Source organism: Nocardioides korecus (assembly GCF_054778395.1).
On sequence record NZ_BAAGZO010000002.1, the window covers coordinates 441,536 to 458,245 of the forward strand.

General features: G+C 73.8%; 15 protein-coding genes. 12 read left to right on the top strand and 3 right to left on the bottom strand.

What is annotated here, in order from left to right; all coding sequences use genetic code 11:
• The first annotated feature begins 20 nt into the window (after positions 1 to 20).
• The 10 genes from ahcY (at position 21) to secA (ending at position 13,297) form a co-directional block, all read left to right on the top strand.
• Entirely contained in the window at positions 21 to 1,451 is a 1,431-nt protein-coding gene (gene ahcY, locus ACYVDA_RS05350) for an adenosylhomocysteinase (RefSeq protein WP_460815715.1), read from the top strand.
• Positions 1,452 to 1,467: 16 nt separating this feature from the next.
• Positions 1,468 to 2,187, top strand: a complete 720-nt coding sequence (mtrA, locus tag ACYVDA_RS05355) for an MtrAB system response regulator MtrA (protein ID WP_460815717.1) — start codon at positions 1,468 to 1,470, stop codon at positions 2,185 to 2,187.
• Positions 2,188 to 2,224: 37 nt separating this feature from the next.
• Positions 2,225 to 3,859, top strand: a complete 1,635-nt coding sequence (mtrB, locus tag ACYVDA_RS05360; RefSeq protein WP_460815721.1) for an MtrAB system histidine kinase MtrB — start codon at positions 2,225 to 2,227, stop codon at positions 3,857 to 3,859.
• Positions 3,856 to 5,643 carry an LpqB family beta-propeller domain-containing protein gene (locus ACYVDA_RS05365; RefSeq protein WP_460815723.1) on the top strand — a complete coding sequence of 596 codons (1,788 nt, stop codon included), beginning with the start codon at positions 3,856 to 3,858 and terminating at the stop codon, positions 5,641 to 5,643. The genes mtrB and ACYVDA_RS05365 overlap by 4 nt, the downstream gene beginning before the upstream one ends.
• 65 nt (positions 5,644 to 5,708) lie before the next feature.
• On the top strand, positions 5,709 to 6,515 hold the full coding sequence (locus ACYVDA_RS05370) for a ComF family protein (protein WP_460815725.1): 807 nt from the start codon (positions 5,709 to 5,711) through the stop codon (positions 6,513 to 6,515).
• Positions 6,516 to 6,729: 214 nt separating this feature from the next.
• On the top strand, positions 6,730 to 7,347 hold the full coding sequence (gene hpf, locus ACYVDA_RS05375; protein ID WP_460815727.1) for a ribosome hibernation-promoting factor, HPF/YfiA family: 618 nt from the start codon (positions 6,730 to 6,732) through the stop codon (positions 7,345 to 7,347).
• 88 nt (positions 7,348 to 7,435) lie between these two features.
• Positions 7,436 to 8,119, top strand: coding sequence for a response regulator (locus ACYVDA_RS05380; RefSeq protein WP_460815729.1), 684 nt, complete (start codon positions 7,436 to 7,438; stop codon positions 8,117 to 8,119).
• A complete protein-coding gene (locus tag ACYVDA_RS05385) occupies positions 8,116 to 9,348 on the top strand; it encodes a winged helix-turn-helix domain-containing protein (protein WP_460815731.1) in 1,233 nt (410 codons plus the stop codon). Before ACYVDA_RS05380 ends, ACYVDA_RS05385 begins: the two co-directional genes overlap by 4 nt.
• Before the next feature lie 32 nt (positions 9,349 to 9,380).
• Positions 9,381 to 10,385 carry a glycosyl hydrolase family 18 protein gene (locus tag ACYVDA_RS05390; protein WP_460815733.1) on the top strand — a complete coding sequence of 335 codons (1,005 nt, stop codon included), beginning with the start codon at positions 9,381 to 9,383 and terminating at the stop codon, positions 10,383 to 10,385.
• Between the two features lie 101 nt (positions 10,386 to 10,486).
• Entirely contained in the window at positions 10,487 to 13,297 is a 2,811-nt protein-coding gene (secA, locus tag ACYVDA_RS05395; protein ID WP_460815735.1) for a preprotein translocase subunit SecA, read from the top strand.
• A gap of 55 nt (positions 13,298 to 13,352) precedes the next feature.
• Here secA and ACYVDA_RS05400 read toward each other — a convergent pair whose 3' ends face one another.
• Positions 13,353 to 13,910 (bottom strand): Rv3235 family protein, encoded by a 558-nt coding sequence (locus ACYVDA_RS05400; RefSeq protein WP_460815737.1) that lies wholly within the window; start codon positions 13,908 to 13,910, stop codon positions 13,353 to 13,355.
• A 52-nt stretch (positions 13,911 to 13,962) separates the two neighbouring features.
• On the bottom strand, positions 13,963 to 14,928 hold the full coding sequence (locus ACYVDA_RS05405; RefSeq protein WP_460815739.1) for a LysM peptidoglycan-binding domain-containing protein: 966 nt from the start codon (positions 14,926 to 14,928) through the stop codon (positions 13,963 to 13,965).
• A gap of 126 nt (positions 14,929 to 15,054) precedes the next feature.
• Between ACYVDA_RS05405 and ACYVDA_RS05410 the strand changes: the two genes are divergently transcribed.
• A complete protein-coding gene (locus ACYVDA_RS05410) occupies positions 15,055 to 15,600 on the top strand; it encodes a hypothetical protein (protein ID WP_460815741.1) in 546 nt (181 codons plus the stop codon).
• A 29-nt stretch (positions 15,601 to 15,629) separates the two neighbouring features.
• Here the strand turns inward: ACYVDA_RS05410 and ACYVDA_RS05415 are convergent, their stop codons facing one another.
• Positions 15,630 to 15,872, bottom strand: coding sequence for a helix-turn-helix transcriptional regulator (locus tag ACYVDA_RS05415; RefSeq protein ID WP_460815742.1), 243 nt, complete (start codon positions 15,870 to 15,872; stop codon positions 15,630 to 15,632).
• Between the two features lie 122 nt (positions 15,873 to 15,994).
• Here ACYVDA_RS05415 and ACYVDA_RS05420 point away from each other — a divergent pair, with 122 nt between their 5' ends.
• Positions 15,995 to 16,708, top strand: coding sequence for a CpaB family protein (locus tag ACYVDA_RS05420; RefSeq protein WP_460815744.1), 714 nt, complete (start codon positions 15,995 to 15,997; stop codon positions 16,706 to 16,708).
• Positions 16,709 to 16,710: the final 2 nt, after the last annotated feature.

Here is a 16,710-nt window from a genome sequence, read left to right on the forward strand (position 1 = left end):
CACTACTGAAGGAACTCTTCATGGACTTCAAGGTCGCTGATCTGACCCTGGCCGACTACGGCCGCACCGAGATCGAGCTCGCCGAGCACGAGATGCCCGGCCTGATGGCCATGCGCACGCGCTACGGCACCGACAAGCCGCTCGCCGGCGCCCGCATCGCCGGCTCGCTGCACATGACCACCCAGACCGCGGTGCTCATCGAGACCCTCGTCGACCTCGGCGCCGAGGTCCGCTGGGCCTCGTGCAACATCTTCTCCACCCAGGACCACGCCGCCGCGGCGGTCGTCGTCGGTCGTGAGGGCACCCCGGAGGACCCCCAGGGCGTCCCCGTCTTCGCCTGGAAGGGCGAGACCCTGGAGGAGTACTGGGAGTGCACCCAGCGGATCCTGGACTGGCCCGGCGACGCGCTTCCCAACATGATCCTCGACGACGGCGGTGACGCCACGATGCTGGTGCACCTCGGCGTCCAGGCCGAGAAGACCGGCACCGCGCCCGACCCCGCCACCGCGGGCAGCACCGAGCAGCGCATCGTGTTCGAGGTGCTGAACGCCCAGCTCGCCGCGAGCAAGGACCACTGGGGCCCGATCGCCAACTCGATCAAGGGCGTTACCGAGGAGACCACCACCGGCGTGCACCGTCTCTACGAGATGATGCGCGACGGCTCGCTGCTCTTCCCGGCGATCAACGTCAACGACTCGGTCACCAAGTCGAAGTTCGACAACAAGTACGGCTGCCGCCACTCGCTCATCGACGGCCTCAACCGCGCCACCGACGTCCTGATCGGCGGCAAGGTCGCCGTCGTCGCCGGCTACGGCGACGTGGGCAAGGGCTGCGCCGAGTCGCTGCGCGGCCAGGGTGCCCGCGTCATCGTCACCGAGATCGACCCGATCTGCGCGCTCCAGGCGGCCATGGACGGCTACCAGGTCGACGTGCTCGAGAACGTCCTTCCGTACGCCGACATCATCATCACCTCGACCGGCAACAAGGACGTCGTGACGATCGACCACATGAAGGCGATGAAGCACAACGCGATCATCGGCAACATCGGTCACTTCGACAACGAGATCGACATGGCCGGCCTCGAGGCCGACGGCGTGGCGGTCCGCAAGAACGTCAAGCCGCAGGTCGACCTGTGGACGTTCCCCGACGGCAAGGCCATCATCGTGCTCTCCGAGGGCCGCCTGATGAACCTGGGCAACGCCACTGGCCACCCCTCCTTCGTGATGTCGAACTCCTTCACCAACCAGGTGCTCGCACAGATCGAGATCTTCACCAAGACCGAGGAGTACCCCACCGGCGTCTACGTGCTGCCCAAGCACCTCGACGAGGAGGTCGCCCGGCTGCACCTGGACGCCCTCGGGGTCAAGCTGACCACGCTGAGCGACGCGCAGGCCGCCTACCTGGGGATCCCCGCCGAGGGCCCCTACAAGTCCGAGCACTACCGCTACTGAGTCGCGGTCTCTCTCCGTGCCGCAGGCAGAGTCGGGCGATCGGCCCCGGGTCCTCGTCGTCGACGACGACGCGGCCCTGGCCGAGATGCTCACGCTCGTCCTGCGCACGGAGGGGTTCGCCAGCCTGATCGTCACCCGCGGTGACGAGGCGCTGACGGCGTTCCGGTCCTTCCGGCCCGACGTCGTCCTGCTCGACCTGATGCTGCCCGGCAAGGGCGGCATCGAGGTGTGCCGTGAGATCCGCACCGAGTCCGGTGTGCCGATCGTCATGCTCACCGCCAAGAGCGACACCGTCGACGTGGTCGTCGGCCTCGAGTCCGGGGCCGACGACTACGTCGCGAAGCCGTTCAAGCCCAAGGAGCTCGTCGCCCGCATCCGCGCGCGGGTCCGGCGCTTCGAGGTCCCCACGCCCGAGGACCTCCAGATCGGCGACCTGGTCATCGACGTCGCCGGCCACGAGGTGTCGCGGCACGGCGTCGCCATCGGGCTGACCCCCCTCGAGTTCGACCTGCTGGTCTGCCTGGCCCAGAACCCGCGCAAGGTGTTCACCCGCGAGGTGCTGCTCGAGCAGGTCTGGGGCTACCGCCACGCGGCCGACACCCGGCTGGTCAACGTGCACGTCCAGCGGCTGCGCGCCAAGATCGAGGCCGACCCCGAGAACCCCACCATCGTGGTGACCGTCCGCGGCGTCGGCTACAAGGCGGGCACCGCCGGTGAGCCAGTCGTCACCGCCTGAGCCCGGCCCGGCGGCGAGCGGGCGGGCTCGCCGGGTCGTGACGCAGCTGCGTCGCGGTCCCGCCGAGGCGCTCGGCTTCTGGCGCCGGTCCCTGCGCACCCGCGTGGTCACCGCCATCGTGGTGCTGACCGCCCTGGTCGTCGGCTCGGCCGGGTGGATGGTGATGCGCCAGATCACCGACGGCCTGGTCAAGGGGCGGGTGGAGGCCTCCATCGCCGAGGCGCGCACCGAGACCGCCACCGCGCGGGAGCGGCTCGGGTCCGCCGGCGGCAACGACTTCGACCCCGACAGCCAGCTCCGGCTGCTGGTGGAGAACCTGGTCGCCCGGGGCGAGGTCAAGGGCTTCGAGGTCGTGGTGGTCGGCCCCGTCGAGGGCGGGGCGGCCGCGGAGGGCGGCGTACGAACCACCCCGGCCGTGGACCCCGCGAGCGTCCCGGCGAACCTGCGCCGCTCGGTCGTCGGTGGGGAGGAGAACGGCCTGTCGTGGACCTACACCCGGATCCGCTACGAGCCGACCGGCGCGTCGTCGGCGGCGCGCGCGTCGCAGCCGGGTGTCGCCGTGGGCTCCACGGTGGTGCTGCCCTCCGACGGGGGCAGCTACGCCCTCTACTACCTGTTCCCGATGGGGGAGGAGCAGCGCACGCTGGTGCTGCTCCGCCAGGTCCTGCTGTACGCCGGCCTGCTGCTGCTCGTGATGATCGCCGGCGTGGCCCTGCTGGTCACCCGCCAGGTGATCACGCCCGTGCGCCTGGCCCGCCGGGTCGCCGAGCGGATCGCCTCGGGACGCCTGGAGGAGCGGATGCACGTCTCGGGCGAGGACGACATCGCCCGGCTGGCCTCGTCGTTCAACCAGATGGCCGAGGCGCTGCAGTCGCAGATCCGCAAGCTCACCGAGCTCAGCCGCGTGCAGCGCACCTTCGTCTCCGACGTCTCCCACGAGCTGCGCACCCCCCTGACCACGGTGCGGATGGCCGGTGACGTGCTGCACGACGCGCGGGCCGACTTCGACCCCGTCACCGCCCGCGCGGCCGAGCTGCTGCAGAAGGAGCTCGACCGGTTCGAGAGCCTGCTGGCCGACCTGCTGGAGATCAGCAGGTTCGACGCCGGTGCCGCCGTCCTCGAGCTCGACGACGTCAACCTCGGCGACATCGCCCAGCGGGTGGTCAACGCGACCGCGCCGATGGCCCGCCAGCGCGGGGTGCGGGTGCGGGTGGTCGACGAGGGCGCGTTCCTCGCCGAGGCCGACGCCCGCCGGGTCGAGCGGGTGCTGCGCAACCTGGTCACCAACGCCATCGACCACGCCGACGGCACCGACGTGGTGCTGCGGCTGGCCAGCGACGCGGGCGCCACCGCCCTGACGGTGCGCGACCGCGGCGTCGGCCTGGAGCCGGGCCAGTCGGCGATGGTCTTCAACCGGTTCTGGCGCGGCGACCCGGCCCGGGCCCGCACGACCGGCGGCACCGGGCTCGGCCTGGCCATCGCCCGGGAGGACGCGCGGCTCCACGGGGGCTGGCTGCAGGCGTGGGGGACCCCCGGCGGCGGCGCGCAGTTCCGGCTGACCCTGCCCCGTCGGGCGGGCGACCCGTTGACCCACAGCCCGCTGCCGCTGGTCCCCGAGGACCTGCGCGAGCGCGGCCCCCGCGCCCCGTCCGTGCCGGAGGAGGTCTCGTGAGCGCGCGACCCCGGACGGTGGTCCCGCTGACCTGGCTGCTGGCCCTGGTCGTGCTCGTCGCCGGGTGCAGCGCGCTGCCCGAGGCCGGGCCGGTCCACCGCCAGCGCGCCGACGAGACCACGCTGCCCCGCGACGCGCCGTACTTCAACCCGCCGGGGCCCGCCCAGGACGCCGATCCCTCCGCGATCGTCTCGGGCTTCATGCTGGCGATGCAGGCCAACCCGCTGAGCACCTCGGTGGCCCGCCAGTTCCTCTCCACCCAGGCGCGCACGACCTGGCAGCCCAACCGCCAGACGTTGGTCTACGAGGCCTTCAGCGTGGACACCACGGCCGACGGCACCGACGTGCGCCTGGCCGACACCCGGCGGCTCGACGCCCGGGGCGGGTGGGTCGGCGACCGCCCGGGCCGCACGCAGCGGCTGCGCCTGGACCTGGTCTCCGAGCGCGGGCAGTGGCGCATCGACAACCCGCCCGACGCCCTCGTCGTGCCGACGTCCTTCTTCGACCGCACGTTCGCGCGCTTCGACCTCTACTTCTTCGACCAGACCGGCCGGGCGCTGCTGCCCGACCCGGTCTTCATCCCGCGCGGCGAGCAGTCCGCGACCAACCTGGCGCGCGGGCTGCTGGCCGGGCCGGGGCCCGGCCTGGCCGACGTGACCCGCAGCGCCCTGCCCGCGGGCACGGGGCTCGACCTGTCGGTGGTGGTCACCGAGAGCGGGATCGCCGAGGTGCCGCTCTCGCGCGAGGTGCTCCAGCTCGACCCCGGGGAGCTCTCCCGGGCCGTGGACCAGCTGGCCCGGACGCTCGGCCAGGTGCCCGGCATCCTGCGCGTCCGGCTGACCGTGGGCGGCACGCCCGTGCCGCTGCCGGGCGGTCGGGTCGACGCACCCGTCACCGTCGGGCGGCAGTACGACGCGGCCGGGCCCGCCGGCTCCCGGGCCCTGTGGGGCCTGCGGGGCGGTCGGGTGGACGACCTCTCGGGCGGCGACCGGACGGTGCCGGGGCCGCTGGGACGCGGCGGCTACGCGCTGCGCAGCCTGGCGGTGGGCTCGGTGCCCCGCACGGACCAGGCGGACGGGCAGCGCGAGGGTGGTGCCACGCGCACCGTCGCCGCGGTCTCCCAGGACGGTCGTGCGGTCTTCGTCGCCCCGGCCGAGGACGGGGCCCCGGGCCGGGTGCGCCAGGTGGTGGTGGACGGCACCGACGTGCTGCGGCCCTCCTACGACGTGTTCGGCGACCTGTGGCTCGTCGATCGCACCAGCCGCGGGGCGCGGGTGCTCGTGGTCAGTGGCGGGCGGGTGCGCGAGGTCCGGGTGCCCGGCGTGACCGGGGCCGACGTGGTGGCCTTCTCGGTGGCCCGCGACGGCGCCCGGATGGCCGTGGCGTACGCCGGCAGCCCGGCGCCCGCGGTCCGCGTCACCGACCTGCTGCGCACCGACGAGGGGGCGGTCTCCGGGGCGGGGCGCTCGCACACCATCGTGGTCGGGGACGGACCCCGCATCGTCGACCTGGGGTGGCGCGACCCGGCGACCCTGGCGGTGCTGCTGCGCCCGACGGCGGAGACCAGCGTGGTCGACCTGGTGCCCTACGACGGCTCGCCGCTGCCGGCCACGGTCACGGTGCCCAGCACCTTCCGCGGCGCCGCGCAGTCGCTGGTGGTCTCCCCGGACGGCGCCACGCCGCTGCGCCTGGTCACGCCCGACCAGCGCCTGTTCACGCTCAGCTCCGGCGGCACCTGGCCCCGCACGACCACGCGCGTGGTCGCCGCGGCGTACGCCGACTGAGGCGTCCGTCCACAGCCGCACCGAGGGCCGTTGGCCGGGAGCCGGTCGGGTCGCACCCTGGGGGCGTGCGCGACGACTGGCTCGACCTGGTCCACGGCGGTGAGTGCGTGGGGTGCGCGGCGCCGGGCCGCTCCCTGTGCCGGGCCTGCGCGGCCCAGCTGCCCGACCGGGCCCGCGAGGTGCGGCCCACGCCGTGCCCCGAGGGACTGGTGCGCTGCTTCGCCGCCGGGGAGTACGCCGACCTGCTGCGCGCCGCCGTCGTCGCCCACAAGGAGCACGCGGCGTACGCCCTGCTGGGGCCGCTGGCCGCGGCGCTGGCCCTGGCCGCCGCGCCGACGCTGGACCCTGTGGGCACCACGCTGCTGGTGCCGGTCCCGTCGCGGGCGGGGGTGGTCCGCGGACGGGGCCACGACCCGGTCCTGCGGATGACGCGCCGGGCCGCGCGCTCGCTGCGGCGCACGTCGCCGTCGACGGCGCGGATCGCCGTGCGCGAGATGCTCGAGCAGCACGGCGCGGTCGCCGACCAGGCCGGGCTGGACACCGCGGCGAGGGCCGGCAACCGGCGGGGCTCGATGGTCGTGCGCGCCCCGGCGCGGGCCGCCCTGGCGCGGGCCGGGGGTGTGGTGAGCGTGGTCGTGTGCGACGACGTCCTCACCACCGGCGCCACGGTCCGCGAGGCGCAGCGCGCCCTCGAGGACGCCGGCGTGGTCGTGCGGGCGGTGGCCGTCGTGGCCGCGACCCGGCGACGCCGGCCACCGGCCCTCGGTGCCGGCACCGGTCCGGCGTCCGACCCCGCGTCAGGACCCGGGTCCCGGCCGCGCGGGACCGGCCCACCCGTCCGTGCCCTACCGCTTTGCCCGGGGGCGGACTAGCGTCTGGTCATGGAGAGCGTCCGGGCCTGCGAGGCACACGGAGTGGCCCGGCTCCAGGACGTCCGTGATGGCGTCGCGCGCTCCACACCCACGACCCGCTCGACCGGGAACCCCCGGACCCGAGCGGGTCTGTCGCGCCCCCGCACGTCTCGGGCGACGGGGGTCTCCGGGTAGCCAGGATCGCAGGATCAGTCGCACACACTGGAGGTCAAAGGTGGATGTCGTGGTCAGCAGCCGTCACTGCGAGGTGTCGGACCGGTTCCGGGAGCACGTCGAGGACAAGCTCGCCCGCTTGGAGAAGCACGACCACCGGATCATCCGGGTGGACGTGCTGGTGGAGAAGGAACCCCGTGCTCGCGAGCCCGAACGGGCCGTGCGCCTGGAGCTGACCGCGCGGTCCAAGGGACCCGTGGTGCGCGCAGAGGCCTGCGCCGAGGACAAGATGGCCGCGCTCGACCTCGCGGTGGACAAGATGGCGTCGCAGATGCGGCGTGCCGCCGACCGGCGCAAGGTCCACCGCGGCCAGCACACGCCGGAGTCGGTGGCCAGCGCGATGGCCCGCAGCCGTCCGCCGACGGCCGCGGCGGCCGAGGGCGACGACGTCGCCGTCGAGCGCCGCGTCGGGCCGGTGACGGTGACCGGCGACGGTCCGCTGGTGGTGCGCGAGAAGACGCACACCGCCTCGCCGATGACGTGCGAGCAGGCGCTCTACGAGATGGAGCTGGTGGGGCACGACTTCTACCTGTTCGTGGACAAGGAGAGCGAGCGGCCCTCGGTGGTCTACCGGCGCCGCGGCTACGACTACGGCGTGATCGCGCTCGACCTCACCTAGGGGTCGACGTGCCGTTCTCGGGGTCGCCGCGCCGTGCGGCGACCCCGAGGCGGCTCCGCGCGCGGCCGGTTGCTGACATGATGGGCAGATGGGCACAGAGCAGACTGCCGGGGCGGACGACGCCGTTCGTGTCGTCGTCGTCGACGACCAGGAGCTCTTCCGCCGGGGGCTGGTCATGCTCCTGGGTGTCGAGCCCGACCTGGAGGTCGTCGGCGAGGCTGGTGACGGCATCAGCGCCACCGAGCTCGTGGTCGCCACCGTCCCCGACGTGGTGCTGCTCGACGTGCGCATGCCCAAGCGGTCCGGGCTGCAGGCGTGCATCGAGATCAAGGAGCAGGTCCCGAGCGTCAAGATCATCATGCTCACCGTCAGCGACGAGGAGGGCGACCTCTACGAGTCGGTGAAGAACGGCGCCTCGGGCTACCTGCTCAAGGACTCCTCCATCGACGAGGTCGCCCAGGCCGTGCGGGTCGTGGCCGAGGGGCAGTCGCTGATCAGCCCGGCGATGGCGGTCAAGCTGATCGACGAGTTCAAGGAGATGGCGCGCGCGGACCGCGAGCAGGTCCCCACCCCGCGCCTGACCGACCGCGAGCTCGAGGTCCTGCGCCTGGTCGCCAAGGGCATGAACAACCGCGACGCCGCCAAGGAGCTGTTCATCTCCGAGAACACCGTGAAGAACCACGTGCGCAACATCTTGGAGAAGCTGCAGCTGCACTCGCGCATGGAGGCCGTCATGTACGCCGTGCGCGAGAAGCTCCTCGACATCCCGTGACCGCGGCCGCAGGCGGGCGCTCGCTCTCCCTGGCCCAGGCCCGACGCGTGGCCCTGGCCGCCCAGGGGTTCCGCGACCCGCGCCACGCCGTCCCGACCATGCGGACCTTCACGCGCACCCTGGAGCGCACCGGCCTCCTCCAGGTCGACTCGGTCAACGTGCTCCAGCGCGCCCACTACGTGCCGCTGTTCTCGCGGATGGGTCCCTACGACACCGACCTCCTGCGCCGGGCGGCCGAGCAGCGGCCCCGCCGCGTGGTCGAGTACTGGGCCCACGTCCAGGCGCTGATGCCGGTCGAGCTGTGGCCGGTGATGCAGCACCGGATGGAGGAGTTCCGCGACAGCCCCCGCTGGGGGGAGTGGCAGCGCCGCAACCACGAGGTGGTCGCCCGGGTCCTGGCCGAGGTCGGGCAGGGGGGCGCGGCCACCGCCCGCATGCTCGACGACGGCGCCCCGCGCTCGCGCGAGCACTGGGGGTGGAACTGGTCGGAGGCCCGCAAGGCCCTGGACTACCTGTTCGTGTCGGGCCAGCTGGCGATCGCGGGCCGCACCCCGTCGTTCGAGCCGGTCTACGACCTGCCCGAGCGGGTGCTGCCGCCGGCCGTCCTCGCGCTGCCGACGCCCACCCGCGAGGAGGCCGTCGTCGAGCTCGTGCGCCGCGCCGCCCGCAGCCACGGGGTGGCCACCCTGCGCGACCTCACCGACTACTACCGGCTCCAGATGCAGCGGGGCGCCGGCCAGGCCGCGGCCGGCCGGGCGGTCGAGCAGCTGGTCGAGGCCGGCGAGCTGGAGCCGGTGCGGGTGCAGGGCTGGGACCGCCCGGCGTACCTCCACCGGGAGGCGGCGCTGCCGCGCACCGTGCGCGCCCGGGCCCTGCTGAGCCCCTTCGACCCGCTGGTCTGGGAACGCGAGCGCACCGAGAAGCTGTTCGGGTTCCACTACCGGATCGAGATCTACGTGCCCGCGGCGCAGCGACGCCACGGCTACTACGTGCTGCCGTTCCTGCTCGGCGACCGGATCGTGGGCCGGGTCGACCTCAAGGCCGACCGGGCGACCGGCACGCTCCGCGTCCAGGCGTCGTACGCCGAGGAGGCGGCGCCCCCGGACACCGCCCACGAGCTCGCCGAGGAGCTGCGCGACCTCGCCCGGTGGCTCGACCTGGACGAGATCGTCGTCGCCGACCGCGGCGACCTCGCCCCGGCCCTCGCCGCCGAGATCGCCTCCACCTGACGCCCGACGTCGCCGGGTGAGAGCCTGCCCCCGTGCCGAACCGCCCCGCCGCGACCCTGCTGACCGCCCTGCTGCTCGCGGTCGCCACCGCCGCCTGCGCGGTCGGGCCGGCCCCCACGGCCGGGCTGGTGCGCGACACCGCGGCCCGCAGCCCGGTCGTCACCGGCTACGCCCTCGCGGGGGACGCGGCGCCGGCGACCATCACCCGCGACGGGGATCTGGTCGACACGGTCGGCGTCGACGGCGTGGTGCTGCTCGCCCCCGACCGGGTCTCGGCCGTGGACGCCGACGCCCAGGCCCTGCGCGACGCGGCCCACCGGGCCGGGCGCACGGCGGTCCTCCTGGTCTCGAACCACAGCGACGGCCTCGGCGACTTCGACGAGCGGCTGGCCCACCGCGTGCTCGCCTCGGCGAGCCACCGGCGCGCGGTCGCGCGCGCGCTGGCCCGCCGGGCCGCGGGGTTCGACGGCGTGCAGCTCGACCTGGAGGCGCTGGCGCCCCGCGACCGCAGCGGGCTGACCGCCCTCACCCGTGCCGTGCGCCGGGCGCTGCCCGCGCGGACGCGGCTGTCGATGGCGGTGTCGGCCAGCGACGACGCAGCCGGCTACCGGGCGGGCGGCTACGACCTCCCCGCCCTGGCGCGGGTGCTCGACGTGGTGGTCCTGATGAGCTACGACCAGCACGGACCGTGGTCGCAGGTCGGGCCGGTCGGGGCCCTGCCGTGGGTGCGGGGGCAGCTGCGCACCTTCCTGCGCCTGGTCCCGCGCTCGAAGGTGGACCTGGGCGCCGCGGCGTACGGCTACCAGTGGGGTGGCGGCCCCTCCGAGCTCTCCGTCCCGCGCGCCCGTGAGCTGGCCGGCTCCGCCGCGCGCTGGGACGCGACCGCGGGGGAGTGGACGGCCGCGCTGCCGGGGGGCCGCACGCTGTGGTGGGACGACGCGCGGTCGGTGGACCTGCGGCGACGGCTCGCGGCGCAGTCGGGGCTGCACGGCCTGGCCGTCTGGCAGCTGGGCACCTCGGGCGCCCTCACCCCCTGAGGTCGAAACCAACGCGGGCGCCCGAACGTTACGATGGAGGACGGCCCCGCCTCGTGGCGACGAGCCGCCCCACCTGCACCCACCCCCAGGGAGAAGTCCGCGTGTCGATCATCGACAAGGTCCTGCGCATCGGCGAGGGCAAGATCCTGCGCCAGCTCGAGGCCATCGCCAAGGCCGTCAACGCCATCGAGGACGACTTCGTCGCGATGAGCGACGAGGAGCTCCAGGGCATGACCGTCGAGCTGAAGAAGCGGCTGGACGACGGCGAGAGCCTCGACGACCTGATGCCGGAGGCGTTCGCGACGGTGCGCGAGGCGGCCAAGCGGGTCCTGGGCCAGCGCCCCTACGACGTCCAGATCATGGGCGGCGCCGCGCTGCACCTCGGCAACATCGCGGAGATGAAGACCGGTGAGGGCAAGACCCTGGTCTCCACGCTCCCGGCCTACCTCAACGCGCTGACGGGCAAGGGCGTCCACGTCGTCACCGTCAACGACTACCTCGCCAAGTACCAGATGGAGTGGATGGGCCGCATCCACCGCTTCCTCGGGCTGACCATCGGCGTGATCCTGCCGGACATGAGCCCCGAGGAGCGTCGAGAGGCCTACGGCTGCGACGTCACCTACGCCACCAACAACGAGCTGGGCTTCGACTACCTGCGCGACAACATGGCCACCTCGCTCGACGAGCTGGTCCAGCGCACCCCGCACTTCGCGATCGTCGACGAGGTCGACTCGATCCTCATCGACGAGGCCCGGACGCCGCTGATCATCTCCGGCCCCACCCAGGACGAGGTGGAGTGGTACGCCGAGTTCGCCAAGGTCGCGCGTCGCCTGGACAAGGACACCGACTACGAGGTCGACGAGAAGAAGCGCACCATCTCGATCCTCGAGCCCGGCATCACCAAGGTCGAGGACTACCTCGGCATCGAGAACCTCTACGAGTCGGCCAACACCCCGCTGATCTCGTTCCTGAACAACTCGATCAAGGCCAAGGAGCTGTTCCGCAACGACAAGGAGTACGTCGTCCTGGACGACGAGGTCCTCATCGTCGACGAGCACACCGGCCGGATCCTCTCGGGCCGCCGCTACAACGACGGCCTGCACCAGGCGATCGAGGCCAAGGAGGCCGTGACCGTGCGGGAGGAGTACCAGACCCTCGCGACGATCACGCTCCAGAACTTCTTCCGCCTCTACGAGAAGCTCTCCGGCATGACCGGCACGGCCATGACCGAGGCCAGCGAGTTCGACAAGATCTACAAGCTCGGCGTCGTCCCGATCCCCACCAACAAGCCGATGTCGCGCATCGACCAGCGCGACCTGGTCTACCGCACCGAGGAGGCCAAGTTCCTCGCGGTCGTGGAGGACATCGCCGAGCGGCACCAGAAGGGCCAGCCGGTCCTGGTGGGCACCACCTCGGTGGAGAAGTCCGAGCTGCTCTCGGGCCTGCTGCGCAAGAAGGGCGTCCCGCACTCGGTGCTGAACGCCAAGCAGCACGCCGACGAGGCCAAGGTCGTCGCCCTGGCCGGCCACAAGGGCGCGGTCACCGTGGCCACCAACATGGCCGGTCGCGGCACCGACATCATGCTCGGCGGCTCGACCGAGTTCCTCGCCGACCAGGAGCTGCGCAGCCGCGGCATCGACCCGGTCGAGCACGAGGAGGAGTACAACGCCGCCTGGCCCGCGACCCTGGAGACGATCACCGCGCAGGTCAAGGCCGAGCACGACGCCGTCAAGGAGGCCGGCGGCCTCTACGTCCTGGGCACCGAGCGCCACGAGTCGCGCCGCATCGACAACCAGCTGCGTGGTCGCTCCGGCCGTCAGGGCGACCCGGGCGAGTCCCGGTTCTACCTCTCGCTGGGGGACGAGCTCATGCGGCTGTTCAAGTCCGACTGGGTCGAGCGCGTCCTGGTGGCGCTCAAGGTCCCCGACGACGTGCCGATCGAGAACAAGTCGGTCACCAAGTCCATCGCCTCGGCCCAGGCCCAGGTGGAGGCCCAGAACTTCGAGTCGCGCAAGAACGTCCTCAAGTACGACGACGTGATGTCGCGCCAGCGCGAGGTCATCTACGCCGAGCGTCGTCGGGTGCTCGAGGGCGCCGACCTGCACGACCAGGTCGTCGAGATGATCGACGACGTCGTCACGGCGTACGTCGTGGCCTCGACCGAGGGCTTCCCCGAGCAGTGGGACCTCGACGCCCTGTGGGCCGCGCTCAAGACCGTCTACCCGGTCTCGCTGCGGGCCTCCGAGCTCGAGCGCGAGGCCGGTGGCCGCGACGGCCTCGACCGCGACACGCTGCTCGACGACCTCAAGGCCGACGCCCAGAAGGCCTACCAGGCCCGGGAGGCCGAGGTCGGGTCGGAGGTCATGCGCGAGCTCGAGCGCCAGGTCATGCTCTCGGTGCTGGACCGCAAGTGGCGCGAGCACCTCTACGAGATGGACTACCTGCGCGAGGGCATCGGGCTGCGGGCCTACTCCCAGCGCGACCCGCTGGTGGAGTACCAGCGCGAGGGCTTCGACATGTTCAACGCCATGAAGGAGGGCATCCGCGAGGAGACCGTGGGCTTCCTGTTCAACCTCGAGGTCGAGGTCGACGAGGAGGCCGGGGACGAGGACGCGGACGGCGCCGAGGGCGACACCCTGCTCGCGGCGGACCACGACCACGCCGGTCACGACCACGTGCACATCCGGGCCAAGGGCCTGGGCGAGACGCGGCCCCCGGCGCAGCTGACCTACACCGCCCCCAGCGAGGACGGCGAGGCCGAGGTCGTCGCCGCCCCCGCGACGGGCCAGGTCGACGCCTACGCCGGGATCAGCCGCAACTCCGAGTGCCCCTGCGGCTCGGGCAAGAAGTACAAGAAGTGCCACGGCGCCCCGGGCGGGCCCACCGGCCTCACCGCGCGCGCCAACGGCTGAGCAGGACCGCGGCGCCCGGCACCCGCCGGGCCGCTGCGGTCCGCGGCCGTGGGCCTCAGCCGAACTGGAGGGCCACGCAGCACCAGCGGTCCTCCACCAGCTCGATGCGCACGGCGAGCGCGCGCGACCGCTCCCCGTGACGCACGTGGACGCTCATCTCGGCCGCCGCGGGCGAGGGGCAGAACAGGTGCACGCTGCGGACCTGGCTGCGCACGCGGCGCACCCGGCGGTCGCCCGGCGTGGTCCGGTTGAGCAGGGCGCACCGGCGCTGGAGGTCGGCGTACACGCTCTCGCTGGTCCAGCGCAGCAGCTGCGAGGGCCCGCGGTCGCCCCCGACCACCTCCACGACCGCGTGGGCGAACCGGTGGGCGAAGGCCTCCAGCTCCGCCCGCTGACCGGGCACGACGCGCAGGTCCGCGCCCCGGTGGCTGCGCACCGAGGTCCCGAAGTCGAGCGCGAGCGTGCCCTGCACGCTGCCGTGGCCAGGTCCTGCGGCCGGCCCGGTGGTGGACCCGGTGGTGGACCCGGTGGTGAACCCGGTGGTGGACCCGGTCGGGCGTGGCAGCGTGACGGTCGAGCGGAACGTGGTCGGTCGGTGCAGCTGGGCGGTCATGGCGTCTCCTCGCAGGCGGTCGGTCGGGTGGAGCCGGGGTCGTGGGCTGGCGTCAGAGCCGTCGCGGCACCGCCAGTCGCTGCCCCGGTCTGAGCAGGTCGGGGTCCGGGCCGATCAGCCGGTGGTTCAGCGCGTGCAGGCGCCTCACGGCCGCCGCCACCTCGGCCCGGGACGCCCCCGGTGGCAGCCGCCGGGCGGCGAGGTCCCACAGGCAGTCACCGGGGCGCACGACGACGTGGGTCACGGTCGCCGCCTCGGTGCTCGACGCTGCGCGGGCAGGGCCGGTCGGCCCGCCGGTGGGCGCCGTCCCCGCGGCTGACCCGCCCCCGGCCTCCCCGGGCGAGACCGGGCGGGCCGCCCCGTCGGAGGGCGCGGACGTCGGGCTCGACGGTCCGGTGGGGGACGCTGGCCGCGTCGGGGACGGCGACGGCGACGAGGACGGCGACCCGGGGGTCGTGGACGGGGCCGCTGGCCGGGTCGAGGAGGACGACGGGGTCGGAACGGGCAGCGGCGCAGCCTCGATCGCCGGACGCGAGGGCAGCGGTAGCCCGTCGGGACCGGCAGCCCCGTTCGACCCGTCCGACCCATTCCCTCCGCCCCACTCGTCCGCACCGTTCGGACCGGGCGCACCGGGGACGACGGTCCCCACGATCCCGGTGGTCGTGCTCCCGGCCGGTGCTGCGGCAGCGGTGGTGGTGGTGGTGGTGACGGCCGCGGTGGCGAGTCCGGCGGTGGCCGGGACCCCGACCAGGGTGGCGCCGAGCAGGGACAGCACGAGCCGGCGGACCCAGGCCGGGGCCGCCACCCAGGTCAGCGCGCGGGTGCGCCCGCCGGAGACCAGCTCGACGCCGGCCGCCACCACGATCAGCAGGGCCCACACGGCGCACCCCAGCAGCACCCAGCGAGCGCCGCTGACCACGAGGGCGTCGAAGTCGGCAGGCCCGCCGGCCCCGGGGTGGGGCGGTAGTGACGGGCGTGGCTGCAGCGTCGTCGTGGGGGAGGTCCGTGCCGAGATCATGAGCCCCGATGCTTTCGTTTGCGTGCGTTTGCATCAGACAACGCCCGTTGGAGGTGCCTGTCAAACACCCGTCCACAGGGCAGATGACGCTGTTTCGTGAGCTGGACCACCGGGCACAGTCGTCCCATGTCGTCCTGGGAGCGCTCCCTGCTCGCGCTGCTCGACGACCTCGAGCAGCAGGCCGAGGGGCTGCACCTGGTCGAGCGCGACCTCGAGGTGGCCGACCGCGTCGAGGCGGAGTACGCCGCCGTGACGCTGGCGGGTCGCTGGCACGCCTCGGTGGGTCACGCGGTGCGCCTGCGCCTGCTGGGCGACCTCCAGGTCCACGGTGTCCTGGCCCGGGTGGGCCACGACTGGCTCCTGGTGCGGGACGGCGCGACCGAGTGGGTGGTGCCGATGGGGGCGGTCTTCTCCGCGGCGGGTCTCTCGACCCGGGCCGCGGCCGAGGAGACGTGGTCGGTGCTCGACCGGCTCGGCCTGCGCAGCGTGCTGCGTGGCCTGGCCCGGTCCTCGGCCGAGTGCGTCGCGAACGCCGCCGACGGCCACCAGGTCACCGGACGGGTCGGACGGGTGGGAGCCGACTTCGTCGAGCTGCGGGTCGGCGAGGGCACGGTGCACGTCGTCCCGACCCGGGCGCTGTCAGCGCTGCAGAGTCGTGGGGGCGTCGCGTGACGGCGCGGCGGGCCGGCCGGCGGTGCGGCTCAGTCGCGGGGGGCGGTGCTGCCCTCGACGAAGGGGTGCTCGCGCACGAAGGCGTCGGCGTCGGCGTACGCCCGCTGGATGTAGGCCTCGAGCTCGGAGGCCTCCACCCGCCACTGGCCGCGGCCCCCGATCTTGATCGCCTTCAGCTCCTGACGACGCACCAGCGCGTAGACCTGCGCTCCCGAGATGTTGAGCACCTCCGCCACGTCGGCGAGCTGCAAGAACCTCGGGGTCGCGTTCATGCGGGCCACTGTGCCACCAGCCTCGTGCGGTGGCGAGCAGACACCCCCGTCCGCCTGTGGACGGCCCCGTTCGCGCCCGTCCTGCACCCCGCGCCCCCTGTCCCGAGAGGATCACGCACCTGATGGCTCGCTCCACCGGCACCACCGACCGCACGACGACGGCCGACTCCGGGTCGCACCCGGGCCCCTCGGCCCCACCGAGGCCGCCGAGCGCGACCCGCGCCCGCCGACCCGGGTGGCGCAACCCGCGGCTGCTGCTCGGGCTGGTCCTGGTCGCGGGATCGGTGGTCCTGGGGGCGCGGCTGATGGCCTCGGCCGACGACACCGTCGGGGTCTGGGCGGTGGCCCGCGACCTCCCGGCCGGGGCGACGGTGACCGGCGCGGACCTGCAGCGCCGGCAGGTGCGCTTCCCGGACGCCGCGACGGCCGACGCCTACCTCTCGAGTGCCGATGCCGTCCCGGCCGGGGCGACGCTGAACCGGCCCGTCGCCCGCGGCGAGCTGCTGCCGCGGTCGACCTTCGCCCGCGAGGCCGGCACCGACCTCGTCGAGGTGCCGCTCAGCGTGGCCGAGGACGACCTGCCCGCCACCGTCCGGCAGGGCTCCGTCGTCGACGTCTGGGTGACCCCGGAGGTCGCCACGGGCTCGGGCGCGGTGCGGGCCACGCGGGTCCTCACCGACGTCACGGTGGTGGCGGTCCCGCGGGCCGCCGACTCCCTGGCCCCCCGCTCGACGCGCCAGGTCATCGTCGGCGTCTCCGCCGACCGGGCCGCGAGCCTGGGCGCTGCGCTCGGCGGCATCTCCGACGGCCGCGTCGTCGTCGCCCGGAAGGGATGACC

What these genes read in the sequence shown, in the direction of transcription:
- ACYVDA_RS05405 (WP_460815739.1), bottom strand. Translation starts at nt 14,928, where the DNA reads ATGATCTCGGCACGGACCTCCCCCACGACGACGCTGCAGCCACGCCCG.
- ACYVDA_RS05380 (WP_460815729.1), top strand. Translation starts at nt 7,436, where the DNA reads ATGGGCACAGAGCAGACTGCCGGGGCGGACGACGCCGTTCGTGTCGTC.
- ACYVDA_RS05415 (WP_460815742.1), bottom strand. Translation starts at nt 15,872, where the DNA reads ATGAACGCGACCCCGAGGTTCTTGCAGCTCGCCGACGTGGCGGAGGTG.
- ahcY (WP_460815715.1), top strand. Translation starts at nt 21, where the DNA reads ATGGACTTCAAGGTCGCTGATCTGACCCTGGCCGACTACGGCCGCACC.
- ACYVDA_RS05420 (WP_460815744.1), top strand. Translation starts at nt 15,995, where the DNA reads ATGGCTCGCTCCACCGGCACCACCGACCGCACGACGACGGCCGACTCC.
- ACYVDA_RS05410 (WP_460815741.1), top strand. Translation starts at nt 15,055, where the DNA reads ATGTCGTCCTGGGAGCGCTCCCTGCTCGCGCTGCTCGACGACCTCGAG.
- ACYVDA_RS05400 (WP_460815737.1), bottom strand. Translation starts at nt 13,910, where the DNA reads ATGACCGCCCAGCTGCACCGACCGACCACGTTCCGCTCGACCGTCACG.